This is a genomic window from Ruegeria sp. E1, from assembly GCF_056534225.1.
Map to the genome: position 1 here is coordinate 70,285 of NZ_JBQFPE010000012.1, position 25,772 is coordinate 96,056.

The following is a 25,772-nucleotide window of genomic DNA, read 5'->3' on the forward strand; positions in this document are numbered from 1 at the left end:
CCGATCGGTGAGGGCGAAACGCTATGCCCTCTTGATCCGGTAAAATCGTTCTGCAGACCTGCCAAACACCTCGGGCAGATCTTCGTTCGGAACAAGTGTGCGATACCGGTTCATGAGGTCTTGGTAGGTGGACGACAGGCTATCGACCGGAAAGTTCGAACCGAACATGCAGCGGTCGGCCCCGAATTGCGACAAGCAGGCCGAGACGATGGGCGCGACGCTGTTTGCGTCCCATCCGTGATCGAACATGCCAAGGCCCGACAGTTTGCAATGAACCTGAGGCAGAGCGGACAATGAGCGGAGCGACCATTTCCATCTCGCCAAGCCTTCGGTGCTGCGGTCATGTGGCGAGCCTGCGTGGCACAGGGCAACCGGTGTGTCTGGGGCCTGCGACAGGACTTTTGCGGTTTGCTCCATCAGTTCGGGCAAAAGTTGTAGGTCAAAGGACAGGCCACGCTTGGCCAGAAGCCTGAGACCGGCCAGAAAGGCCGGGTCTTCAAGCAGTGCATTGGTGCCGGTTTTGGCATCTTCGCCGGGGGCGCGCCCGATGATCTGGCGCACACCCCGGACCGAGGTCAGGGATTGAAAGCGGTCTAGCTGGGTTTCCAGATCGTCCGCTGTCAGATCGCAATAAACGACCTGAACCAACGGCCAGCCGGGATTTTGGTCGGCCACGGACTGCACCCATTGTGCCTCAGCCCAGGGATCAGCGGCGCCCACTTGAATATGAACCGAAGCGGAAAAGCCCTGCGCCGAGGCATCTGCGCGAAACTCTGGCAAGAGATAGTTGCGTTGGATCGGGGTCGGGTCGCCAAAGAACCGCACCGCGCCTTTCTCCATCAGCCACGGATATTCTACCGCATTCAGATCCCATAGGTGATGATGCGCGTCGATCTTCATGGCGTTTCAATCCCTGTCGTGCGGCCCAGAATGTCGACACCCTGCTGTTTCCAGAAATGCAGAAGATCAATGAAGATCCAATTCTCGGCCAGTTTGTCGCCTGCGCGGCGATAGATATCGATTACCCTGAACTCTCCGGGTGTGCCGGTTGCAGGCATTCCCATGAACCCGCCGGATGGCACCGCCGTAAAATTGGGCCAGCCAAAGAAGCCACCGTAATACCCCTCTGCCAATCGGCAGATATGGCGGGTGTTCGATCTGTCGGTAAAGGACGCGCGGAAAGGGCCCGAGTGTTGTTTGGCGTAGCGTTCTATCGTGTAGGTCGCGCCGATCCCCTCGGGCCCCCACCAGATCATGTCGTCATGCCATGTTCGGGACAGTTCATCCTCAAGCGCCAGGCCACTGTTCCATTGCCCAAGATCCGAGATCATGGCGTTGATAAGCGCGAGCGTTTTAGCCCCTTCACCAGCTGGTTGATCGCCCCATAGCAAGCCGTCATGGGTTTGCGGTCCGGGTTGCACCAGATGGGCTGCGGTTTGGGGCGGAAACGGGTTTTGCCCTGCCTGCGCCATCAGATGCGGAATATCAAAGAACATGGCGGTTTCAGCGATCTTGTCACCGATGACCTTATAAAACGCACAATAGCGCAGGAACGCCATCTTGCCGGTTGGTCGGATACCCAGCCACGGCTGATCGAACAACCCGATCAGGTGCCCCATGGACACGACCCAAACGTCGTCTGCCTCGTGCAGAGAGTTCTGACCTGCAAACAGGATATCGACCCGGTTCTGAAGTCGCGCCAGGCTTTGCTTAAGGGGTTGCCAGAACCGTCGCGCGACCTCTTGCGAGCCGACGATCTGATCGAACGGATGAAAGCCGCGCCATAGTAAGTCGGGGGTACAGAATTGATCCAGTATCGAAGGAATTTCCTGCGCATGGGTCGACTCGAGTGCGGTCTGAAACCGGGAGACGAGGGCTTTCTGTGATTGGTAGCTTACAGTATCTATCATTTTTATCAGTTCTTTATGGGATGCGCGCGCCCGCAGTGGGTCGCCTGTTCCGGCTAGTTTTGCATACGTATGCAAAAAAGTCTTGCCAGAAATGATGCACCGCGATTACAGTTTTTGCAAACGTATGCAAAACGAATCCTTCCGGGGGGCACAATGGCGGAAATTCAATTGCGCAATGTCGGCAAGCGCTGGGGCTCGTTTGTGGGGGTTCATAACTTTGACCTGACGATCGCCGATCGCGAGTTTTTGGTTCTGCTGGGTCCGTCGGGTTGTGGCAAGACCACCACGATGCGGATGATCGCAGGGCTGGAGGATGTGACCGAGGGCGACATCCTGATCGACGGCAACGTGGTGAATGATCTGGAACCCAAAGACCGCGACGTGGCGATGGTGTTTCAGAGCTATGCGCTTTACCCCAACATGAACGTTTACGAGAACATTCGCTTTCCGCTGAAAGTGCGCGGGATCGATCCGGCGACCCATGACGACAAGGTGCGCCGCGCCAGTGCGATGGTGGAGCTGGATGATTTCCTGCACCGCAAACCGGCCGAGCTGTCTGGCGGTCAGCGGCAGCGCGTGGCACTGGCCCGCGCCATCGTGCGCGAGCCAAACGTGTTCCTGATGGACGAACCGTTGTCGAACCTCGATGCCAAGCTGCGCGTTTCCACACGGGCGCAGATCAAGAACCTGAGCCACGAACTGGCAGTAACGACGATCTATGTAACCCATGACCAGATCGAGGCGATGACGTTGGCTGATCGTGTTGTGGTCATGAAGCAGGGCGTGGTGCAGCAGGTCGGCAGCCCGACCGAGATCTATGACCGTCCGGCGAACACGTTTGTCGCCAGCTTTATCGGCTCGCCCGCTATGAACCTGATGGATGGTGAGGTGTCGGGCGGTGTGTTCCGCGCCGAGCATGTCGAAATTCCGGTCGATGCCCCGGACGGTCCGATGACGCTGGGCTTCAGGGCCGAAGATGCCAGCCTTGCCGAAGGTGCAGGCCAGATCACCGCGCCGATCTACACGCTGGAACTGCTGGGTGACGCAACCATGATCTCGGTTCGCGTCGGTGGTGCCTTGGTGTCGGTCAAGGCCGACAAAGCTTTTCGCGCCGAGATCGGGGATGATGTCTCGTTCTCGGTGCCAACAGAAATCTGTCACCTCTTCGAAGCTGGAAGCGGTGCGCGGATCGGGGAGTAACCCCCACAACAGCCCATAAGGGCATAACAGCGGTCCGGGCGTCGACGACGGACCCATCCTGACAGGGAGAAACGCATGAAACTCAAGACGATCCTAATGGCAGGGGCCATGGCCATCGCGGCAAGCGGTGCATCGGCAGCCTGTTCCTATGAAAACGAAGTGCCGTTGAAATCGCTGTCGGCAGGGTTCGAAGCCTGGAAAGCGGTGACGGACGCGATGGCCGAATGCGGCAATTTCAGCGCCTCGCTGGACCAGGAATTCCGCGAGAAGCAGCCCGAAGCTTTTGCGGCCGACCCGTCGCTCTATCAAATTGGCGGTGTGTCCAACGCGACCCTGGTTCCTTTGCTGAACGCAGGCACGATCCGTCCACTGGATGATCTGGTCGCAAAATACGGCCAGAACCTGCTGCCGAACCAGCTGATCAAAGTCGACGGCAAGACAGTAGCGATTGCTTTCATGGTCAATGCGCAGCACCTGATGTATCGCAACGATGTACTGGCTGATCTGGGCATTGATGAGCCCAAGACCTACGGCGACGTTATCGACGCAGCGGCTAAGATCAAAGAAGCCGGTGTCATGGACTATCCGATCGGAGGTACATTTAAGACAGGTTGGAACCTCGGCCAGGAATTCGTCAACATGTATCTTGGTGAAGGTGGCACGTTCTTCGGTGAGGGCAATATGCCCGCAATCAACAACGCGCAAGGCGTAGCTGCGCTGGAGACACTGAAAGCGATGACGGACTATATGGACCCGGAATATCTGGTTTCGGACTCCACCTATGTCCAGCAGCAATTCCAACAGGGCAAGATTGCCATGGCCAACTTGTGGGCCAGCCGGGCCGCTGCGATGAATGATGAGGCCGAAAGCCAGGTTGTCGGCAAGGTCACTATGGCCTCAGCGCCAATGGGATCCTCGGTTCCGGCCACGACCGTTTGGTGGGACGGCATCGTTCTGGCCTCGAACATGAGCGATGAAGAAGCCGACGCGGCCTTCCGTCTGGTGATGGAAGGCATCGATGCCGAGATGGTTGGCGCCAACAATGATACCGCTGTCTGGCTGAGCACGGCGTACACACCGGGTGAGCTGGCTGCGGGCGCTGCGGCCTCGGCCGAGGGGGGTGCCAAACCGTATCCTGCGTCTGGTCCGATGGGCATCATGCACACCTCGCTCGGAAACGGTCTGGCCGACTACCTGACCGGCGCAAAGGATGCGCAGACCACGCTGGCCGATATCGAGGCGGATTACATCACCGCCGCGAAAGAGGCCGGTCTGATCAGCAACTGATCCTCCCTGGGGAGGGCCCCGTGCCCTCCCTAACTCCCCACCCGAGAACCATGAGAAAGGCAGAGCCATGAATTTCAGGACATTTGCCGCCTTTGTTGGCCCCTCTGTCTTTATGATGCTTCTCTTTATCGCGTTCCCGTTGGTCAGCGTGTTCAAGCAGAGCTTTTACATCACCCAACCCATTTATGAGACGGTCGAGGTCGAAACCTGTACCCCCGGCTTCCTGACCCAGACCTGCGTGACCGAGCTAAAATCGCAGCCCAAGCTGGATGAGCATGGCGAGGTGATTACCCAGACCGAATATGTCGGCCTGCAAAGCTATCGCAACGTTCTGGAGCCGGAACGTGCGTGGCGCGCGATTACCGAGGGCAACTGGTCGGTGTTGTCCACCATCAACTTCTGGAAGGCGCTGCGGTTCACGCTGACATTCACGCTGATCACGCTCCCGCTGGTCATCGGGTTCGGGTTGGGCATCGCGGTTCTGATCAACAACGCCGCGCGGTCGATCCGCGGGCCAGTGATCTTTATCTCGCTGCTGCCCTTTATCATCACACCGGTGATTGGCGCGCTGTCGATCAACTGGCTATTTCGTGGGGATGGCATCCTGACGGCGCTGCTGGAGTGGTGGTTGAACCGAGACATCGCGCTGTTTGCGCAGGCGTGGACGATAGAAATACTGATGATGTTCTACCGCGTCTGGCACGTGGCCCCGTTTGCGGCCGTGGTGTTCTATGCCGGGCTTCAGACCGTCAATCAGGACAGTCTGGAAAGCGCCGTGATCGATGGGGCGACTCGTTGGCAGCGCATGAAATACATCGTCATTCCGCATCTGATGCCGCTGATCATTTTTGTCTCGATGATCCACCTGATGGACGCCTACCGGGTGTTCGAAGAGATCGTCGGTTTCTCAAGCCAGGCTTATGTCATCTCGCTGCAATGGCTGACCTTTGACTTCCTTGTTCCGGATCAGGCGGGCAACCGGTCGATCAGCCGGGCCTCGGCCAGCGCGATGCTGACCATGATCGGGATCGTCCTTCTGCTGATCCTGCCGCTGCGCCGCACTTGGCGCGACCATAAAGGAGGCCACTGATATGTCCTCGCGCGCGCTTCGCCAACCGCTCAGCCTGCGGCTGACCTCGAATATCTTCCTGGCGTTCTGGTGCCTTGTGGCCGCCTTCCCGATAGTCTGGATCGCGATCATGAGCGTCAAATCCCCCGTGGATGCCTATGACAGCAACGCCTTAAACGTGATCTTTGGCCCCGCGACACTGGCCACGGGGAGTGGGTTGTCGGTTCTGGATATTGTCCTTGGCATCGCAGTGATCTGGGGCGCTGCCATGGTCGTCACCAAAGTGCTGCCCGCGAAGATCAAAGAATACACGTCACCGGGCCAGGAATGGTTCGGTTGGGTGGTCGGAGTACTGGTCGCGCTGATCGCCTTCCTTCTGGTGTTCTTTGTGGTCCTGCCTGCGGTTCTGAACATCCTGAACCCGCTGTTCGGTCCCCTGGGTCGCGATGTGTTGGGCATGACGACTGAACACTACAAAACTGTCTGGGTTGACCGGGGTTTTTCAAACAACTTCAAGAACTCGCTGATTGTGACCGCCGGGGTGGTGACCGTATCGCTGACCGTGGGAACGTTGGCGGGTTATGGGCTGGCACGGTCAGGCTCGACGCTGGCCTTCTGGATATTGCTGATCGCGCTGATCTTCCGCGCATTGCCGCATTCGGTTCTGGTGGCGGGCTATCTGCCAGTCTTCATCAACTCGGCCGAATGGCTGGCGCCTATTCTGGGTGAGAACGCACCGACGCTCTATGGCAAGCCTTTTGCCGTGATCGCGGTGCTGGTTGCGATCAACCAGCCGTTCACGATCTGGATGCTACGCTCGTTCTTCCAGAACATCCCAGCTGAACTGGACGAGGCCGCACGGGTCGATGGCTGTAACCACTTTCAGGCCTTCCGCCGCGTGATCATGCCTGTGATGTGGCCGGGGGTGATTACGACCGGGCTGTTCAGCTTCCTGCTGGCCTATAACGACTTTCTTGTGACCTCGCTGCTGCTGGATGCGCAGAACCAGACGATGGTCCCTGCCATTGCGGGCATGTTCAACCGCGAAACAACCACGACAGATCAGGTCGTCGCTGTGGCCGCTGCGGTGTCGATCATCGCCCCGCTGTTCTTCCTTGTGATGATCTTCCAACGTCAAATCGTCAGCGGCCTGACCGCAGGCGCAGTAAAAGGATAAAGAAATGAAGGGTTCCCGCCCGGAACAAGCCGTTCTGACCCGAGATACGGACATGTCCAAAACGGATGAAACACGCCGCGTTATCGAGACCATGGTCGATGGTCTGAATGACCACCGTATTGACGATATTGGCGAGTTCTTCTCGCAGGGCTTTCGCTGGATGGGCAATCAGGGCTGCGGCACCAAGACCGGCCTGAAAGAGTTTCAGGACAACTGGCAACGCCCGTTTCAGGCCGCGTTTTCCGACAAAACCTGCATTGATGAAGCACGCCTTTACATGGGCGAATGGGCCGCCGCCTTCGGCCGGCAGGAGGCCACCCATTCCGGCGAGTTTCTGGGCATCGCGCCCACCGGCAAGCGGGTTGAAATCCGGTACATGGATTTCTGGAAAGTCGTCGACGGCAAAATCATCGACAATTGGGTGAATGTGGATTTCGCCCATGTCGCGGCCCAGCTGGGCGTCGACCTGTTCAACGGTGAGGGCTGGGAAGCCTATGACCGGGGTGAGAAAACCGCGCCCCGCCCCGACAAGTAAGGATCAGGATTATGGCAATCGAGTATCTCAAACGCGGCAAATCCGACGCTGACCGGGCCGAAGATGACGCCAAGACCCGCGCCGTGGTCGAGGCCACGCTGAAAGACATCGAAATCCGTGGTGACACCGCCGTGCGCGAGCTGAGCGAGAAGTTCGACAACTATTCACCCGCCTCGTTCCGCCTGTCGCAAGAGCACATTGACGAATTGATGGGGCAACTGACTGATCGGGAACTGGCCGACATCAAGTTCGCTCAGGCACAGGTTCGGAATTTTGCGCAGGCGCAACGCGACTCGATGCTGGATATTGAGGTCGAAACCTTGCCGGGTGTGATCCTTGGCCACAAGAACATCCCAGTGCAGTCAGTGGGCTGTTATGTGCCCGGAGGTAAATTCCCCATGGTGGCCTCGGCGCATATGTCCGTGGCGACGGCTTCGGTCGCAGGCGTGCCGCGCATTATTGCCTGTACGCCGCCGTTTCAGGGAAAGCCCAACCCGGCGGTCATTGCCGCCATGCATCTGGGCGGGGCGCATGAGATCTATGTGATGGGCGGCATTCAGGCCATCGGCGCGATGGCGCTGGGGACCGAGACCATTGATCCGGTTCATATGCTGGTCGGTCCGGGCAACGCCTTTGTGGCCGAGGCCAAGCGGCAGCTCTTTGGCCGGGTCGGCATCGATCTGTTTGCCGGGCCGACCGAGACGATGGTAATCGCCGATGAAACCGCCGCCGATGCTGAGCTGTGCGCCACCGATCTGCTGGGTCAGGCCGAACATGGCTATAACAGCCCCTGCGTGCTGCTGACCAATTCTCGCAAACTGGCCGAAGAGACACTGTCGGAAATTGACCGTCTACTGGGCATCCTGCCGACTGCGGGAACCGCGAAGGTGTCATGGGAAGAATATGGTGAAGTGATCGTCTGCGATACTTATGACGAGATGCTGAAGGTGGCCGACGACATCGCCTCCGAGCATGTGCAGGTCATGACCGACCGCGATGACTGGTTCCTTGAGAACATGACCTGCTATGGCGCGCTGTTCCTTGGGCCGCGCACCAATGTTTCGAACGGGGACAAGGTGATCGGCACCAACCATACGCTGCCCACCAAAAAGGCGGGACGGTACACAGGTGGGCTGTGGGTTGGCAAATACCTGAAAACGCACAGCTATCAGAAGGTTCTGACCGATGAGGCGGCGACGCTGATTGGTGAATATGGCTCGCGCCTGTGTATGCTGGAAGGGTTTGTGGGCCATGCGGAGCAGTGCAATGTCCGTGTGCGCCGCTATGGAGGGATCAATGTACCTTACGGGCAGGGTGCGCCTTACCGGGACGCTGCGGAATAGGGGGCTCTGCCCCCGGCCTGCGGCCTCCCCCGGAGTGTTTGGGAAAAGATGAAGTTGGATCGGCACAGCCAGAACAAGGCCCTGATCGCGCCGCTTCGGGCAGCGATGTACGATTTCAATGAACAGGCTGTGCGCGGGGTGCTGGCGGAGTTAAGCGCCCCAGACGCGGTTTTCCGGCTATGTCATCCACTGGGCGACAGTGCAGGCAGCGCGGCCTATTATGACAGGGCATACAAAGACCTGCTGGCGGCCTGGCCTGATCTGGAGCGGCGCGAATATATCGTCATGGCTGGCCCGGATGAACACGGGGGCGATTGGGTCGGTTGCGGCGGTTACTACACTGGCACTTTCACGGGATCGTGGCTGGATATCCCGCCAACCGGCCATCAGGTTACGATGCGGTTCCACGAATTCTATCGCTTTGAAGAGGGCAAGGTGGTTGAGGTGCAGGCGCTTTGGGACATTCCCGAGGTGATGATGCAGGCAGGTGCCTGGCCGATGGCCCCCAGTCTTGGTCGCGAATGGCATGTGCCGGGGCCCGCGACGCAGGATGGGCTGGTGCCGGGACCGTATGATGCCGGCAAGGGACAGGCGACCTGTCAGCATATCATTGAAATGTTGGAGTATCTCAAGAAACATCCCTTAGAGGGTGGCCCGGATGTGATGGAGATGGAGCGATTCTGGCATCCCCGCATGAACTGGTACGGCCCGTCGGGGATTGGCACCGGGCGCGGCATTGCCGGGTTTCGCAACTGGCATCAGATCCCGTTTCTATCCGGGATGCCGGATCGTGGGCAGTATGTGGATGACATTACCTATCATTTCTTTGGCGATGGTGATTATGCGGCCGTCACAGGTTGGCCCAACATGATCCAGACCGTGACCCATGACGGGTGGATGGGAATTGCACCGTCGGGAAAGCGGATCACCATGCGTAGCCTTGATTTCTGGCGCGTCGAAAAGGGTAAAATCCGCGAAAACTGGGTTCTGGTCGATCTGTTGGATGCCTATCTTCAGCTTGGCGTTGACGTTTTTGCCCGGCTGCGCGAATTCAACAAGGCCCGTAACATGGGGCGTATCGACATACCCAATGGAATGAATTGATGAGTGATCTGCCCCGCACCCCTTCGTTTTCGCTGACTGGAAAAACGGCACTTGTAACCGGAGCCTCTTCGGGGATCGGGCAGGGCTGCGCGGTTGCGCTTGCCGAAGCCGGGGCGCATGTGGTTTGTGTAGCGCGGGGGGCCGAGAGGCTGACCGAAACTGTTGCGGCGTTGCAGGCGCAGGGTTGGTCGGCTGAGGCCGCAGTGGTCGATCAAGGCGATCTGGATGCTTTGCGCGGTCTGTTTGATGGGCGTGTGTTCGACGTGGTGGTAAACTCTGCAGGAATGGCGCGGCATGGCCCGGCTATCGAGACCACACCCGAGGATTTCGATGCGGTAACTAACGTTAATCTGCGGTCGGCCTACTTCTTGTCAGCCTATGCAGGCCGTGCACTGATCGCGGCGGGCAAGCGGGGATCGATCATCCATATCTCAAGCCAGATGGGTCATGTCGGCGGCATTGACCGGGCGCTTTATTGCGCGACGAAACACGGGCTGGAAGGCATGGTGAAAGCCATGGCCATCGAATGGGGCAAGCAGGGCGTGCGTATCAACACGGTCTGTCCGACCTTCATCCGCACGCCGCTGACACAATCGACCTTTGACAATCCCGAGCGCGCGGCCTGGATCATGGACAAGATCAAGCTGGACCGGGTGGGCGAGGTCGAGGATATCATGGGCGCGGTCACCTATCTGGCCTCGGACGCCTCGGCGTTGGTGACGGGAACCTCGATGCTGATTGACGGGGGGTGGACTGCGGACTGATGGCCGAGAAAGTCACATCGCTGCAAGTCGCGCAACTGGCGGGGGTCAGCCAATCCGCCGTTAGCCGGGTTTTCACGCCTGGTGCCTCGGTCAGCAAGAAGACCGAAGAAAAGGTCCGCAAGGCCGCCAAGGAACTGGGCTATCGTCCGAACGTTCTGGCCCGTGCCATGGTGTCAGGCAAAAGCCGCATCATCGGTTTGGTGGTGGGCTATCTGGACAACTACTTTTATCCCGAAGCGCTGGAAAAGCTGTCAAACGGTCTGCAGGAACATGGCTATCACGTTTTGATCTTCATGGCCTCGCGGTCTGCGGGGAATATCGACGATGTGATGGAGGAAATCCTCGACTATCAGGTCGACGGCGTTGTGCTGGCTTCGGTACCAATGTCCTCGGATATTGCAATGCGCTGCCAACAGGCCGGGGTGCCGGTGGTACTATTCAATCGCAGCCAGGATATCGAGGGGATCACAACGGTTACCTCGGACAACTACGCCGGTGGCCGCAAAGTGGCCGAGTTTCTGCTGGCAGGTGGGCATGGCCGGATCGCCTATATCTCGGGCTGGCAGGGCGCCTCGACCCAGCGCGATCGCGAGGCGGGGTTTCGGGCCGCCATGTCCGAAGCGGGTCAAGAGGTGTTTGCGCTACAGGACGGGATGTTCCACACCGAAACGGCAAAAACCGCAGCGCGGCAGATGTTTGACGTTGACCCGACGGACCGTCCTGATGCCGTATTTGTCGCCAATGATCACATGGCCTTTGCGGTGATGGATGTAATCCGCTTTGAGCTGGGCCTGCGCATTCCCGAAGATGTTTCGGTCATCGGTTACGATGATGTGCCGCCTGCGGGCTGGCCCGCCTATAACCTCACCACAATCCGGCAACGGGCGAATCTGATGGTGGCCGAAACCGTTTCGGCCCTGTTGGACCATATTCAGAAGCCGCAGGAAATTGAGCCTAGCAAGGTGGCTATTGATGGCCCTCTGGTCGTGCGCACCTCAGCCCGGCTGCCAAAAGGCTGGACCCCACAAAGGACAAGAACATGAAGGGTTTTGACCCCAAGTTCCGGGATTTTCCCGACTATATCATCGGCATCACCAAAGAGATTTGGGAGGATCGCGGGATCGCGACCCTGCATGACTATTATGCCCTGGATATCGTGGTGCGGATGCCCGGTGCCGTCTCGACCGGCAATCAGGGGGTGATCGGGGCGACAATGGCCACTTTGGCCGAGTTTCCAGACCGGACCCTGTTGGGAGAAGATGTGATCTGGTCCGGCACGCCCGAGGATGGGATGCTGTCGAGCCACCGGATCATGTCGACCGCCACCCATCTGGGTGATGGCATGTTCGGGGCCGCGACCGGGGCGAAACTGCGCTACAGGATTTTGGCCGATTGCCATGCCCGCAACAATGCTATCGATGACGAATGGCTGATCCGCGACAATGGGGCCGTTGTGCGTCAGATGGGGTGGGACCCGAAAGATTTCACCCGTGATCTGATCGCGCGCGAAGGCGGGCCAGAGGCTTGCGTCAAACCTTTGACCCCGGCCAACGATCTGGACGGCCCGTATCAAGGGCGTGGAAACGACAACGAATGGGGCCAGCGCCATGCCGATCTACTGACGCGCATGATGGGCGCGGATATGGGTGCGGTCGAACGCGACTATGACCGTGCGGTTCAGACTGAATATCCCGGCGGGGCCAGCGGTCACGGGCGCGGTCCGGTCGACCGTTTCTGGATGTCACTGCGCGCAGCGATGCCCAGTGCACGTTTTACCATCCACCACCAGATCGGGCGCGATGACCCGAACATGCCGCCCCGTTCCGCGATCCGGTGGAGCCTGCACGGCAAGCATGACGGTTGGGGCGCATTCGGCGTGCCCACCGGGGCCGAACTGTATGTGTTGGGTATCAGCCACGCGGAATGGGGTGAGCTGATCGGCGGCGATATTCGGTTGCGCCGGGAATGGACCCTGTTCGATGAAACAGCTGTTTGGAAGCAGCTTTTGCTGGCTACCGGTGACCTTTGATGCCCGATGGTCTGACAAGCAGCGAAGGGGCGCGACGGTTTCACGGCCACCGGGCTTCGTTGCGGGCAAGGCGGCTGAACAATCACCCTCCGGGTGCTGAGGGTTTTTGACCTGTTTGCACCAATTCGAATAACGGAGACATTCATGAGCACCATCCAGAATCGCATCGTCCGCTATGGCGAGCTGCGCCCCTGCAAAACCGCCTTTATCGATGCCCACACGCCCGGCAGTGATCAAAAGGAAAACTTTACAATTGTCGGCGGTGGCGTATCGGAATCTCCTGATCAGCATGTCCACATCACTGACAAGATCGGGTTCAACATCGGTGCGGCAGGCCAGCCGCCGAAATGTCGTAACTCGTTACACAGCCATACCACGGCCGAGGTGTTCTTTGTCGCCAAGGGCCGCTGGCGGTTCTTCTGGGGCCTTCATGGAAATGCGGGCGAATTTATTGCCGAAGAGGGCGATATCTTCAACATACCCACCGGTATCTTTCGCGGGTTCGAGAATGTGGGTCAGGACTACGGCATGATCATGTCGATCCTGGGCGGCGACGATGCAGGTGGCGGTGTGACATGGGCTCCGCAGGTGATCGAGGACGCGCAGGCGCACGGACTTATGCTGGGTGACAATGGCGTGCTTTATGACAGCAAGAAGGGGAAGGACTTGCCGCACAATGTACGTCCGATGCCTCTGCTGACCGAAGAGGAACTGAAAGCTTATCCCGAGGTTCCGGTCGAGGATGTGGTGGGCAAATACGTGGCCCGCTACTGGGACTTGATGGCGCTGTCTGCCAACAAACCGGCGAAGGTGATCGGAGAAGAGGCGCTGATCAAAGACAAACCGGGGTTCGAGGTTGATTTCCTTGGGCGGGGGTCTTGCGTGACCGAACCGGTGGCGGTGGAAAAACCGGTGGTTCTGATGCCCGCCAGTGGGCATTGGCGTATTTCGGTTGATGGATATGAAACTACCTTGTCCGCCGGGGACACGGCATTGGTTCTGCCCGGTGAATCTTATAGCGTGCAACCCTCGATGACCGGGCAGGCGGGTCTGTACCGGATCACCGCAACCGATGACCCCGCCGGAGCGACCTGGACAGGATGACCGCAGACCCAAACGAAACCCATGCCATTTACGAACGGCAAGCGACTGAATTTGACAAGCGCCGCTCAAAGGCCTTGTTCGAGGCGCGCTGGCTGGCGCGCTTCACCGCGAGTCTGAAGCCTGGCGATCACGTTCTGGATCTGGGTTGCGGCACGGGTGATCCCATTGCGCGGTGGTTCAAGGCCGAAGGGTTCGACGTCACGGGTGTCGATTTCTCCGAGGCGATGCTGGCCATTGCGCGGACACGCTGGCCCGACGGGGATTGGCGGCATGGCGATATGCGTGATTTCGAACTGGATCAAACCTTCGATGGCATCATTGCCTGGAATAGTTTTTTCCATCTGACGGCAGACGAGCAAAGGGATTGCATTGCCCGCATTGCCCGTCATTTGCGACGCGGTGGAATGTTAATGCTGACCGTCGGCCCCCGCGCGGGCGAGGAAAGTGGAACCGTGGGATCGGAACGTGTCTATCACGCGTCGCTTTCGCCCGCGGGCTACGCCACGTGCCTTGAACAGAACGGGCTGCAATTAACTGGGTTTCTGGCCGAAGACCCTGAAACCCAAAGCCACACAATCCTGATGGCCCGAAAACTCTGAGGAGGCACCGATGACCGTAAAGACCACGCATGTTGGATCTCTGCCCCGCTCGCAGGACGTGGTGGATTTCATCTTTGCCCGCGAAAACGGCGCGCCTTACGATGCCGCAGCGTTTGACGCCTGCATGACCGAGGCGGTGTCCGAGACGGTGCGCAAACAGGTCGAGGCCGGGGTGGATATCGTCAGCGATGGCGAGACTTCGAAGATTTCCTACGCCACCTATGTCAAGGACCGCTATACCGGTTTCTCCGGCGACAGCCCACGCAATGCGCCTGCGGACCTGAAGATGTTTCCGGGCTTTTTGCAACGACTGGCCGATGATGGCGGCACCCCGCAATACGCGCGGCCCATGTGCACGGGCGCGGTCCGTTCAAAAGGACAAGGCGAGCTGCAGAAGGATATCGCCAATCTCAAGGCAGCGATGACCCGGCACGGGGTCGACCGAGGTTTTATGAACGCCGCGTCACCGGGGGTGATCTCGCTGTTTCTGCAGAATGACTTCTATCCCACGCGCGAAGCGTATCTTGCTGCGCTGGCCGATGCCATGAAAGAGGAATACGAAACAATCGTGGCCGCGGGTCTGGACCTGCAATTGGATTGCCCCGATCTCGCTCTGTCTCGGCATATGTTGTTCACCGATCTGTCTGACGACGCGTTCGTGAAGATTGCAAACATGCATGTCGAGGCCCTGAACCACGCACTGCAGAACGTCCCGCAGGACCGTGTGCGCGTGCATATCTGCTGGGGCAACTACGAAGGCCCGCATTGTTGCGACATCCCCATGGACAAAGTGTTCTCGACTCTGATGGCGACCAAATCGCGCTATGTGCTGTTTGAAACCTCGAACCCGCGACACGCGCATGAATGGACCGTGTTCCGCGATCGAAAAGACGAGATACCCGACGACAAGGTGCTGGTGCCCGGCGTTGTCGATACCACCACGAACTTCGTCGAACACCCCGAGCTTGTGGCGCAGCGGATCGACCGGTTCTCGGGCATCGTTGGGGCGGATCGGGTGATCGCAGGCAGCGATTGCGGTTTTGGCACCTTCGCAGGCTTCGGGGCGGTCGATCCGCAGATCGCCTATGCCAAGTTGGAGGCGCTGTCGGCTGGGGCAAAGCTGGCCGCGTCATGACGCCTTTGATCCTGTTGCCCGGCATGATGTGCGATGCGCGCCTTTTTGGTCCGCAGATCGACGCACTGTCAAACAGGGTGCCGTTGATGAGCTTTCCGCTAAACCATCAGGACAGCGTTGGCGCAATGGCTGCCGAGATTTTGAACAATGCGCCACCGCGCTTCGCTTTGGCCGGGCTGTCAATGGGCGGAATTGTTGCGATGGAAGTGTTGCTTCAGGCCCCGGATCGGGTGGAGCGACTGGCCTTGCTGGATACCAACCCCCTGGCAGAGGCGTCCGAGGTCAAAGCGCGCCGCGCCCCGCAGATGGCCGCCGTGCGCGAGGGGCGCTTGCGGCAGGTGATGCGCGATGAAATGAAGCCCAACTATCTGGCCGATGGCCCGCGGCAGGGCGCAATCCTGGATCTGTGCATGGCTATGGCCACGGATCTGGGGCCAGAGGTCTTTCTGCGTCAGTCGCGGGCGTTGATGGATCGCCCCGACCAGTGCACGACCCTGTCGGCCTATACCGGTAAGACGCTGGTTCTGTGCGGGCGTGCCGACGGTCTTTGCCCTGTCGAACGCCACCAGCTTATGCACGATCTTCTGCCAGACAGCGTACTGACAATCATCGAAGACGCAGGGCACCTGCCCACACTGGAACAACCACAAGAAACCACGGCGGCCTTGATCCGCTGGCTGGAGGACACATGACCCCGTCGCTTTTGTCGCTGCTGCGCAAGGTTGACACCCCCACCGTCTGCAACGCCATCGAAGTCGCGCAGGGCAAGCGCGGCTTTGATCAGTTCACCCGGGGCACCATGCTGTGCTCTGCCCCTGATGAGCCTGCTATTGTCGGCTATGCCCGCACGGCCAAAATCGCCGCCCTTAACCCGCCGACCGAACCTGCGGAGGTGATCCGGGCGCGGCGCATGGCCTATTACAAATACATGGCCGAGGCCCCCGGCCCCTCGGTTGCAGTGATCGAGGACGTGGATTACCCCGATTGCATCGGTGCATATTGGGGTGAAATCAACACGTCGGTCCACAAGGGATTCGGTATGTCAGGGGTTGTAACCAACGGGGTGATGCGCGATCTTGGCGACTTGCCCGAGGGCTTCCCGGTTGTGGCCGGTTCCATCGGCCCAAGCCACGGTTTCGTTCACGTACGCGAGGTCGATACCCCCGTTTCGGTCTTTGGCCTGACGATATGCCCGGGCGATCTGATACACGCTGACCGTCACGGTGCGCTGGTCGTTCCGAACGACGTAGTGGACCAGCTTGAGGGTGCCATCCAAAAGCTGCTGTCGACTGAACGCATCGTGCTGGACGCCACCGAGCAGCCGGGGTTTGACTTTGAAGCGTTCGAAGCGGCGTGGGCTGCATTCGAAAAAGCCCGGGTTTGACCGAACCCTTTGGGCTTGCCGGAAACATCTTGCAGTTCAGGCCCTTTTTCTGAATGGTGAAGGTCTGGCGCGCGCCTCGCGATGGACCCATCCCGGCAGCGCTGTGCCCAGGGCAGTCAAACCGTGTGAGGCCGGGATACATGGCGCTTGAGGACCCTTTCACTGACCTCAAAATCGAAACGCAGCGATCCGGGTTTTACAAGGGATACAGCCTGCCGATTGCACTGGTCAGTAAGCTGACCGTGTCGCTGCTGGTGCTTTGGGCGCTGGTCTGGCCGCTTTCGGCAAACGAAACTCTGCGGTCGTGGAAATCGGGCTTATTGATCGAGTTCAATACGTTCTACAATATCTCTGTCGGGCTGTTTGTGTTCTTCCTGTTGGTCGTCGCGCTGATCCCGGCCACGGGCCGAATGCGACTTGGGTCAGAGGAAGATGAGCCTGAGTTCTCGAACTTTTCGTGGTTTTCGATGATGTTCGGCGCGGGTCTGGGCGTCGGCCTGATGGTCTATGCCACCGCCGAACCGCTGGGCCTTTGGGAGACAAATCCGCTGACCGTTTCAGGCGAGGTCGCCGCCAAAAGCGAAGAGGCGATTGAAGGGGCCTATCGCTATACGTTCCTGCATACCGGCTTTCACGCATGGGCGATTTATGTCGTCACCGGTCTGAGTCTGGCTTACTACGCCTATACCCGCGATATGCCACTGACCATCCGTGCGGCGCTGGCCCCTCTGCTGGGAGAATACACCAATGGCATAACGGGTCATGTGATTGATATCCTTGGGGTCGTGGCGACCATACTCGGCGTCGCAGTGACGATTGGATACGGGGTGTCGCAACTGGTTGATGGCGCGTTCCTGATCACCGGGATGCAGTGGCTGGTCGAAAGCGGGCAGGTCACCATGAAGCCCTCAACCACCGGACTAATCGCCGCGCTGGCGCTGGTCATGACGATGTCGACCCTGTCCGCCGTCTCCGGCGTGGGCAGCGGGGTCAGGTATCTGTCGAACATCAATCTGGTGCTGTCGCTGGTTCTGCTGGCGGTTTTCATCATCTTCGGCTCGTTCCTCTTTTCTGCCACCACCTACGCGCAGGCGATGCTGGACTATATCGTCAACTTCATCCCGCTGAGTTTCAGGGCCTACAGCCCGATTTCCGAGGCCGAGTTTGCCTCGGTCCTGCCAGCCGAAGCTGCGCCCTTTGTCGGAGAGTTGTTTGCCGGTGCAACCGATGCCTGGGGCACGAAAGAGGCGTTTCTGACGGGGCTCAGCGACAACGCCGCAGGACTGTCCGATGCGACAAAAGCTGCAGCCTATGACGCCGGAACAAAAGGGCGGTTATTCGACTGGCAAGCGGGCTGGACCACGTTCTATTGGGCGTGGTGGATTGCATTTTCTCCCTTTGTCGGCCTGTTTCTGGCGCGCATTTCCAAAGGTCGCACCGTGCGCGAGTTCATTCTGGGCGCTGTGATTGCCCCGTCGCTGGTCTGCTTTGCCTGGATGACTATTCTGGGTGGAGCGGCCATTGATCTTGAGTTGAATGGGGACGCCAACGGGGCGATCCTGTCGGCATCTACAACGGCGACTCTGTTCGTCACGCTGGGCGAAATGATCTCGGGCCACTTTCTGACGATCATTACCGTTATGTGCGTGCTGCTGACCATGACCTTCCTCGTCACCTCAGCCGATTCCGGCATTCTGGTGATGAACACGATCATGTCCGGCGGGTCCGAGGATACCGGCGTAATGCATCGCGTCATCTGGGGTATCCTTCTGACGCTGGTTATTGGCACCCTGCTAATTGCGGGAGGTGGCGGGCTTGAGGCGCTGACCAATTCTATGATCATCGGAGCTTTGCCCTTCAGCGTTGTTTTACTGCTGATGTGCGTCTCGCTGGCCAAGGCGATGTTCAACGACCTGCGCCGGTCCCGTGATGACGACTAGCCGCCCGGGCGCATCGCCTCGGGCGGCAGTTTGATCGGGAACCTTGCGCGCACCTCGGTATCCGCCTTGCTACCAAAATAGTTGGGATAGTGGTTGGACAGGACGTCAGTTACCACGGACCGGCTACGCTCGAACATATCCTGACGGCCTGCTTTTTCCCATGTGTCGGTCAGTTCGCGATCCATCAGCGTTGGATAGACATACTCGGTTTCCATATATTGCAGGGTCTGCGGGTTGCCCAGAAAATGGCCGGGATCAACGGCGCACTCGTGGATGACATCGACCGAGAGCGTATCATCGTTGACCTCGATCCCGCGCAGAGTGCGCGAGATCATGCCCGCCGCCTCGTTATCGATGACCATCGATTCAAAGCTGCATCCCATCAGACTGCCCAGCATCCCGCCAAACTCGCACAGCCGGTTGGCACCTGCATGGGCCGCCAGCGCAAAGGTCAGCGCCTTTTCCAACCCGTATTGCGCGTCGGGGATTTTGGAATCGGTCATGCCGCAGCCGACGCTGGTGGGCAGGTTGTAGAAATTGCCCATCTGAATGGCCGCAGCCGAAATCAACGCCTGTTCACCGCTGCCGCCGGTAAACGCGCCGGTGCGCAGGTCGGTGATAAAGGGCCAGGCGGCAAAGACCACCGGCGTTCCGGGGTTGATCAGGTTGGCGATGGCGACACAGGACAAGGTCTCAGCGACAGCCTGCGCCAATGTTCCGGCCAACGGGGCAGGAGAGGTGGCCCCCGCCTGCGGCGGCACGGCAAGGTCGCAGACCAGCCCCATTTTCGCCGTATCGATCAGAATCTCAAGATTTTCCCGTCCAAACCGCAGGGGTGAGACAATCGGACAGCCGCCAAAGATCGCCGATGGTTTTTCAAGGAACTTGCCCTCACCCCCCGAGGCCAGATCGAACAGGTGGATCGCATCCCGAATGTGATCACGGGATCGGAAGGACAGGCAGGCAGGCTTTTCGCTGCCAGCGAGCATGGCGTAGAGCATACTCATGTCATGTTCAAAATCCTGCACCACGTCCGTTGCCAGAACCGTGTCGCCAATCATGTTGATGTTGTCCAGCCGATCCACCAAACGGGTAAAGTCGTAAATGTCCTTCAGGGTCGATGGCCTGTAGCTGCGCGTTTCCGCGTCGAATGTGGTCACGGCTGTGCCTGAGTTTGCGTAATACACCTTGTCTTTGGTGCAATGCATATCGTCCTTGCCCGCCCGCGATCCGCGCGCGTGGACGTAGAACTCGCTGGCCGCTTTGGCCAGCAGATCCTCCATCAAAGGGCGGGGAAAGCAGAGCCTGCCGTGTTCGTTTACGGTGGCTCCTTTGGGCAAGACAAGATCCAGCACCTCGGGTGTCGGATCGCCAATGCCCGTACGTTCCAGAATGGTCATGGCCGCATCGTGAATGCGCGCCATGTCGCTGTCCGACAACGGCCTGTACCGCCCGCCCGAGAGGCCGGGCCAGATCGCTTGCGAGGCGGTGTTGCTGGTCCGCACGGCTGCGCGCGCCTCGCGCCCGCCACGCCGTGTTCTGCGCTGTGCTAGGTCTTTCATGCTGGCTCTCCGATTTTCGGGCGTTTCATTCAGGGACAAGCGAGATCATCTCTCGTTGAAAAAATTCGCGCTCGACGTCAGCCGCGTCTCGTTCGAAATTTCGCGCTGCCATGTGGCCGAAATAGACCGCATCTGCGATCAGGCCGGGATTGGCGGCATCACCGATCAATTCCAGTGTTTTTAGCGAAGAGTCGGCCAGTGCGTGCAGGTCGTCATAAAGCGTGGTTTCGCGCTTTCGCTGTGTTACCAGTACGACCGCGTCGCACTCAATCACTTGGATTTGCCCCGTATAAGCACATTGCGCTTCTACCCATCCGGGTGCGGCGCGGGTCACAGTATGGGACAGTACCAATCGCACGCCCTGCTCAAGAAGGCGGCGCTGCACGCGTGTTTGTTCCAGTGTCAGCTCGGTAAACGGAGATACCATTGGGGCAGGGGTCACAAAGATGACCTGATGACCCACCTGCGCCAGATGATCGGCGATTACACCGCCCAGATAGGCCTGATCGTCGTCATAGATCAGAACCGGCCCGCCGTCCGGCAAATTTCCCGACATGATATCGTCTGGCGTGTAGACCTGCGTACCGGGGGCGATCGAAATACCGCGAAACGCGGATTTGCCGCGCCCGTCTCGCCGCCATGACGCGCCGGTGGCCAGAAAGACATTCGGGACGCCCAGTTCTACGACCTCGGCCGCCGACAGGCGGCTTTCGGTGAACATCTGCACATTGCTCCGTTGCTGCAGGTCGTAAATCCGGTGGTCGGCCACCCGTTTCCACGCTGACAACCCGGCCAAACCGGATTCTTGTACTACACGCCCGCCCAAGTCTGGCCGGGCATCGGCCAGCGTGACCTCATAGCCCCGCCGCGCCAGTTGCATGGCGCATTCCAGCCCCGCCGGACCACCGCCGACCACCAAGGCGGCATCCTCTTGCCCCTTGGGCGCGATCTTTTCGGGATGCCATCTGCGTCGCCATTCTTCGCCCATGGTGGGGTTTTGGGTGCAGCGGATCGGCACGCCCAGCGAGTCGGACGAGACGCAGATATTGCAACCAATACACTCGCGTATCTCGTCGATCCGGCCCTCGCGGATTTTGTTTGGCAGGAACGGATCGGCGATCGACGGACGCGCCGCGCCGATGAAATCGAGAATGCCCTTGCGGACCAACGAGGCCATCAGATCAGGCGAGGTCAGGCGACCGACCCCAACAACCGGCTTTGACGTGACCTGCTTGACGAAGGCGACATAGTCGGTCTGAAACCCGTCGCGCGGCTCAAACCGGGTTGTGGCCGAGTCATTGCTCCAATCCGCGACATTGACGTCCCAGAGATCGGGCAGGTATGACAACATTTCGACCACCGCGCGGCCTTCTTCCTGCGCCTGCATCCCGTCGGGGCCCATCATCTCGTCCACCGCCAAACGCAGGGCGATGGCGCAATCATCGCCGACCTCTGCCCTGGTTTCCTCCAAAAGCTCGCGGGTCAAGCGCACGCGGTTTTCCAGTGATCCGCCATACTCGTCGGTCCTGTCGTTGAATTGGGGCAGCAGAAAGTGATGCGGCAACGTCATATGATGCCCGGCATAGACATAGATGATGTCAAACCCGGCCTCGCGTGCCCGCCGTGCCGCCGCGCGGTGCCATTTGCGGAATGCGCGAATGTCCGACTTGTCCATTGCGCGGGCCTGCTTCGGATAGGCGGTTTGCAATGCCAGCTCCGAGGCGGCCAGTAACGGCGCCCGGCTCAGATGGTTTTGGGCGTGATGGCCGTTATGCACCAGTTCGATCGCCGCCAGCGCACCTTTTTCGTGCACGGCATCGGTCATTAGTCGCAGCGCCGGAATATCCCGCGCGTCCCACAGGCGGTTTTCGGCATAGGGCGAAAGGTCGGAGGTCGGATGAATCTCAGTTTCTTGGTTGGACACAACGGCCCAGCCGCCCTCGGCCTTCATCGCGCGCATCGCGGTCTCGGCCTGCGGGCGCAGATGACCCATGCCGTTGCAATGGGGCACCTGATAGAACCGGTTTCGTGCGGTCACAGGCCCGATCTTCACCGGTTCGAACAGAACAGAATATCTGTCAGAGCCTGACATTGTGCTGTGTCCCCCGGATAAAGTGGTCTGCGGTCCCTATCGGTAAGCCTGAAACCCCGCAGCGAGGCGGGGAAAATGCGCGGCTTAGCGCAGCTCGTCACAACATGGACGACCGTGGGTCTATATCTGGGGCGTCAGGGTAAAATATGTCAACTGAGGTTTTAATGAAGGGCGGGTTAAGGATAGTTCAAATATTTGTATAATAACACATTTCTACACGAAACATCCCCGATCCGGTCCGCGATTGATACGCGGGGACTGAAGGGGTCAATCGGCGATTTCGTTGATCAAGCGTGTCTCAAGCAGCTGGCCGTTACGGTACAACACGGGATAGGCAATTGAGGCGATGTGACTATTGAACTCGCGGAACGCGCGCAAGGTCTCCAGATGGATGTCGCTTGTTTCGAAGCTTTCGGTTGTGCCGTGCTGCAACCGGCGCAGGTGGCGCTTGCGACTGTCCCGCTCGACCCGCTTGATCTCGGTCTTCTCCAGGCTCAGAAGTCGTGCACTTTCCAGATCATCCGAGATCAACACGTTCGAGGCCAGCTTCATATTGGCCAGAATGCCCTCGTGCATCTGAACCAGTTCCGACCAGCCCTCTTGCGAGAAACTTGATCCCTTGGCGCGCATTTCACCGGCCAACACGGTCAGTCGTTTGGCCACAACGTCACCCGCTGTTTCAAGTCGGATCGCAAACTCCATAAGATCCCGCGCGGTTTTTGCATCCTGCTTTTCATAAAGTTCGGGCGGGATCGCGGCGACAAAGGCCCGAATGCCCGACAGACAGTCGTTTACATCCTCGTCAATGGTCTGAACGGACCGGATTTGCTGCTTGTCACCGCTGCGATACAATTCAAGGACGGGGCGGAACATGGTTTCGACTAGATCACTCATTCGCAGCAATTCCCGCTTGAGGCTTGGCAGAGCCTGACTGGGGGTTGCGACATTTTCCATGTCCAGCGCGCTGACCGGCCGGGCGGGTTGCGCAAGTTGTTCTTTCTTCTGATCCGGCAATAGCGTTTCAAACAGGCCCTGCAATCGTCCGCAAAATGGCAGGGCCAGAACCAGCAACGACAGGTTGAAGGCAAGATGCGCGTTAACCAGCATCTGGCCGCCCTGCGGATCGCCCAACAACCCAGCGCGCAAGGCCAGATTTGCTGCAAACAAAGCGATCAGCGCCCAACTGCCCCGCAGCGCAAGGTTGGCATAGGGTATCCGTCGGGCGGTCACGGGCATCCCACGGGTCAGCCAGACCGGAATGAAGGCCGATCCGAAATTCGCGCCAAAAACCAACGACATACCAGCGGCAAACGGAATTGCACCGATCTGCACCAGCGTCACGCACATAAGGATCGCGGCCACCGATGAATGCATCACAAAGGCCAGCGCGCCACCAACGAGGAAAGCGGTGATATAGTCACGGGCCAGATAATCGGCCACGGCGGGCAGGAATGCGCTGTCCCGGATCGGGTCCATCGCCTCGCGCAGGAACCTGAGCGAGATCAGGATAAAGGCCACACCCATCAGAATACGCCCAAGTTGCCGGGCCTTCTTGGCCTCGGTCTTGACGAACAGATAGCCGCCGATGGCCAACAGCAGCGGCACCAGCCAGTCCAGCTTGAACGACAGGATCTGAATGATCAGAGCAGAGCCCAGATCCCCGCCCAACACGATGGCCAGCCCAGCCGGAAAGCTGAGTATCCCGCTGGCGGCGAAGCCCGAGCTGAGCAGGGCAACCGCGGCCGAGCTTTGCAATACAATCGCCATCATAATGCCCACCAGCGAGGCCTGCAGGTAGCTGCGCTGCTGCGTCATCACCCGTTGGAAGGACGCACCATAGCTGCGCTCGATCCCAGTGCGCACCATGCGGACCGCGTAAAGCAGCAACATGGTCGCCCCGGCGAGGCTGATCAGGAAGGTGACAATTGCCATGCTTCGCTCCGACTTCAAACTTTGCTCAGATCATCGCAGTATTCACGCGATACCCTGAAATTAGTGCTAACCTCTTCGTCTACGGCAATGGTGACGTGGCTTCCAGCCGATTTTGTGGCACCCAACCGGTCCGAGCGTCTTTGCGTGACGCCAGAGCGGGCTGAGGGAGTGGAAAGACAAGTCAGTATTCGTCCTCGATGGCAGCGACAACGATATCGATTGCCCGGTCAAGTTCGGCCTGCGAAATCGTCAGTGGCGGCGACAGGGTCAGCACGCAGCCCTGACTGATTTTGTAGCTCAACCCGGCTTCGAGACAGGCATAGTAGATCCGTTCTGCGCACGCGGTTCCCGGTGTTTTGCTGGACCGGTCCTCGACAATCTCGATCCCGAACATCAGGCCGCGACCTCGGATATCGCCGACAATGGGCACATTCTGCAGCGCGTCCATCAGGCGGCCAATCGCGTGTTCGCCCAGTTTGGCCGCGCGCTCGACCAACCCCTCATCCTCGATGATTTGCAGAGTCGTCAAAGCGGCGCGGGCCGTCACTGGGTTTTTTTCATGCGTATAGTGCCCGATGGCAAAATCTCCGCATACATCCAGGTTCGTGCGGGCAATACAGGCTGCGATGGGCAGGATGCCACCACCCAGTGCTTTGCCTACAGTGACGATATCAGGAACGATTTCGTCATGCTGGAACGAGAACATCTGACCAGTTTTTCCCAGCCCGGTCGGGATCTCGTCCAGTATCAGCAGCGCGCCGTGGCGGTCGCAAATCTCGCGCACCCGTTTCCAGAACCCGGGCGGCGGCACGATGGGAACGGCGCGCATCGCTTCGGCCACAACAGCGCAGATATCGCCTTCGCGTTCCAGCACATAGTCGATCATGTTGGCGCAGGCTTCGGCGCTAGCCTCAAGCGTGGTGTGACCATAGGGGCAGCGGGTGGGGTGGAATGGGGCCACATGCTCGGTCCCCGGCAGCAATGGCCCGGCGATATGGCTGCGGAACGTGGCCTCGCCGCCCACGCTGGCCGCACCAAAACCCGCGCCATGGAAGGCATCCCAAAAGCTGAGCGTCTTGAACCGGCCCGTCGCGGCGCGAGCAATTTTTAGTGCCACCTCATTGGCGTCGGACCCGCCGGTGGTAAACAGAACCTTGCCCAGATCACCAGGGGTGATGGCGACCAGCTTTTCGGCCAGTTCCACCGCCGGATCATTGGTAAAGCGGCGCGGGGCAAAGGGCAGATCGTCCAGTTGATCCTTGATCGCCTGCACCAGTCGCGGATGGCCATAGCCGATGTGATGCACCGAGTTGCCATGGAAATCCATATAGCGGCGACCATCCAGATCCTCGATCCAGATACCTTCGGCCTTGGAAATCGTGCTGACGCAGGGGCTGGACAGGGATTGATGCAGGAACACGTCCGCATCGCGTTTCAGCAACGGAGACGACTTTGGTCCGATGGATTTCTTCAGCCAGGTCTTGCGGGCGTCCGAGGTGTTCGATTCACCTTCGGTATGGACAATCTGCGGCATCTCCAATCCTTGCTGTCACTTTGGAAAATACGCGGACCCCAAGGGTCCGCCAGTTTCCGGGAGAAATTTCAG

Annotated in this window: 22 protein-coding genes; 16 read left to right on the forward strand and 6 right to left on the reverse strand. The window is 59.2% G+C overall.

Going from position 1 to position 25,772, the window contains the following annotated elements:
* Nucleotides 1-21 precede the first annotated feature (21 nt).
* Entirely contained in the window at nt 22-900 is an 879-nt protein-coding gene (locus ACR0FG_RS15610) for an amidohydrolase family protein (RefSeq protein ID WP_480893950.1), read from the reverse strand.
* Nucleotides 897-1,910, reverse strand: coding sequence for an ester cyclase (locus ACR0FG_RS15615; RefSeq protein WP_480893951.1), 1,014 nt, complete (start codon nt 1,908-1,910; stop codon nt 897-899). The genes ACR0FG_RS15610 and ACR0FG_RS15615 overlap by 4 nt, the downstream gene beginning before the upstream one ends.
* 153 nt (nt 1,911-2,063) lie before the next feature.
* Here ACR0FG_RS15615 and ACR0FG_RS15620 point away from each other — a divergent pair, with 153 nt between their 5' ends.
* The 16 genes from ACR0FG_RS15620 to ACR0FG_RS15695 all read left to right on the forward strand — a co-directional run bounded on the left by ACR0FG_RS15620 (nt 2,064) and on the right by ACR0FG_RS15695 (nt 18,580).
* Nucleotides 2,064-3,110, forward strand: coding sequence for an ABC transporter ATP-binding protein (locus ACR0FG_RS15620; RefSeq protein ID WP_480893952.1), 1,047 nt, complete (start codon nt 2,064-2,066; stop codon nt 3,108-3,110).
* A 75-nt stretch (nt 3,111-3,185) separates the two neighbouring features.
* A complete protein-coding gene (locus ACR0FG_RS15625) occupies nt 3,186-4,397 on the forward strand; it encodes an ABC transporter substrate-binding protein (protein ID WP_480893953.1) in 1,212 nt (403 codons plus the stop codon).
* A gap of 67 nt (nt 4,398-4,464) precedes the next feature.
* Nucleotides 4,465-5,487: a carbohydrate ABC transporter permease gene (locus tag ACR0FG_RS15630; protein ID WP_480893954.1), complete on the forward strand. Its 1,023-nt coding sequence runs from the start codon at nt 4,465-4,467 to the stop codon at nt 5,485-5,487.
* Nucleotide 5,488: 1 nt separating this feature from the next.
* Nucleotides 5,489-6,643, forward strand: a complete 1,155-nt coding sequence (locus ACR0FG_RS15635; protein ID WP_480893955.1) for a carbohydrate ABC transporter permease — start codon at nt 5,489-5,491, stop codon at nt 6,641-6,643.
* 4 nt (nt 6,644-6,647) lie between these two features.
* A complete protein-coding gene (locus ACR0FG_RS15640) occupies nt 6,648-7,178 on the forward strand; it encodes an ester cyclase (RefSeq protein WP_480893956.1) in 531 nt (176 codons plus the stop codon).
* An 11-nt stretch (nt 7,179-7,189) separates the two neighbouring features.
* A complete protein-coding gene (gene hisD / locus ACR0FG_RS15645; RefSeq protein ID WP_480893957.1) occupies nt 7,190-8,521 on the forward strand; it encodes a histidinol dehydrogenase in 1,332 nt (443 codons plus the stop codon).
* Between the two features lie 48 nt (nt 8,522-8,569).
* Nucleotides 8,570-9,625 (forward strand): ester cyclase, encoded by a 1,056-nt coding sequence (locus ACR0FG_RS15650; protein ID WP_480893958.1) that lies wholly within the window; start codon nt 8,570-8,572, stop codon nt 9,623-9,625.
* Nucleotides 9,625-10,389 (forward strand): SDR family oxidoreductase, encoded by a 765-nt coding sequence (locus ACR0FG_RS15655; RefSeq protein WP_170712087.1) that lies wholly within the window; start codon nt 9,625-9,627, stop codon nt 10,387-10,389. Before ACR0FG_RS15650 ends, ACR0FG_RS15655 begins: the two co-directional genes overlap by 1 nt.
* Nucleotides 10,389-11,432: a LacI family DNA-binding transcriptional regulator gene (locus ACR0FG_RS15660; protein WP_480893959.1), complete on the forward strand. Its 1,044-nt coding sequence runs from the start codon at nt 10,389-10,391 to the stop codon at nt 11,430-11,432. Before ACR0FG_RS15655 ends, ACR0FG_RS15660 begins: the two co-directional genes overlap by 1 nt.
* On the forward strand, nt 11,429-12,418 hold the full coding sequence (locus ACR0FG_RS15665; protein WP_480893960.1) for a nuclear transport factor 2 family protein: 990 nt from the start codon (nt 11,429-11,431) through the stop codon (nt 12,416-12,418). Before ACR0FG_RS15660 ends, ACR0FG_RS15665 begins: the two co-directional genes overlap by 4 nt.
* A 144-nt stretch (nt 12,419-12,562) precedes the next feature.
* Nucleotides 12,563-13,522 carry a cupin domain-containing protein gene (locus ACR0FG_RS15670; RefSeq protein ID WP_480893961.1) on the forward strand — a complete coding sequence of 320 codons (960 nt, stop codon included), beginning with the start codon at nt 12,563-12,565 and terminating at the stop codon, nt 13,520-13,522.
* Nucleotides 13,519-14,121 (forward strand): class I SAM-dependent DNA methyltransferase, encoded by a 603-nt coding sequence (locus ACR0FG_RS15675; RefSeq protein WP_480893962.1) that lies wholly within the window; start codon nt 13,519-13,521, stop codon nt 14,119-14,121. The genes ACR0FG_RS15670 and ACR0FG_RS15675 overlap by 4 nt, the downstream gene beginning before the upstream one ends.
* A 10-nt stretch (nt 14,122-14,131) precedes the next feature.
* The gene (locus ACR0FG_RS15680) at nt 14,132-15,256 is read left to right on the forward strand and encodes a cobalamin-independent methionine synthase II family protein (protein WP_480893963.1); all 1,125 of its coding nucleotides are present in this window, start codon (nt 14,132-14,134) and stop codon (nt 15,254-15,256) included.
* On the forward strand, nt 15,253-15,948 hold the full coding sequence (locus ACR0FG_RS15685; protein ID WP_480893964.1) for an alpha/beta fold hydrolase: 696 nt from the start codon (nt 15,253-15,255) through the stop codon (nt 15,946-15,948). Before ACR0FG_RS15680 ends, ACR0FG_RS15685 begins: the two co-directional genes overlap by 4 nt.
* Nucleotides 15,945-16,640, forward strand: a complete 696-nt coding sequence (locus ACR0FG_RS15690) for an RraA family protein (protein WP_480893965.1) — start codon at nt 15,945-15,947, stop codon at nt 16,638-16,640. Before ACR0FG_RS15685 ends, ACR0FG_RS15690 begins: the two co-directional genes overlap by 4 nt.
* Nucleotides 16,641-16,780: 140 nt before the next feature.
* Entirely contained in the window at nt 16,781-18,580 is a 1,800-nt protein-coding gene (locus tag ACR0FG_RS15695) for a BCCT family transporter (protein WP_480893966.1), read from the forward strand.
* Here the strand turns inward: ACR0FG_RS15695 and ACR0FG_RS15700 are convergent.
* The 4 genes from ACR0FG_RS15700 to pbfA form a co-directional block, all read right to left on the reverse strand.
* The gene (locus ACR0FG_RS15700) at nt 18,577-20,142 is read right to left on the reverse strand and encodes a trimethylamine methyltransferase family protein (RefSeq protein ID WP_480893967.1); all 1,566 of its coding nucleotides are present in this window, start codon (nt 20,140-20,142) and stop codon (nt 18,577-18,579) included. The genes ACR0FG_RS15695 and ACR0FG_RS15700 overlap by 4 nt on opposite strands.
* Before the next feature lie 25 nt (nt 20,143-20,167).
* Entirely contained in the window at nt 20,168-22,234 is a 2,067-nt protein-coding gene (locus tag ACR0FG_RS15705) for an oxidoreductase (protein ID WP_480893968.1), read from the reverse strand.
* A gap of 267 nt (nt 22,235-22,501) precedes the next feature.
* Complete coding sequence (locus tag ACR0FG_RS15710; RefSeq protein ID WP_480893969.1) at nt 22,502-24,166, reverse strand: Na/Pi cotransporter family protein; 1,665 nt, start codon at nt 24,164-24,166, stop codon at nt 22,502-22,504.
* A gap of 181 nt (nt 24,167-24,347) precedes the next feature.
* Nucleotides 24,348-25,700, reverse strand: coding sequence for a (R)-1-hydroxy-2-aminoethylphosphonate ammonia-lyase (gene pbfA / locus ACR0FG_RS15715; protein WP_480893970.1), 1,353 nt, complete (start codon nt 25,698-25,700; stop codon nt 24,348-24,350).
* Nucleotides 25,701-25,772 lie beyond the last annotated feature (72 nt).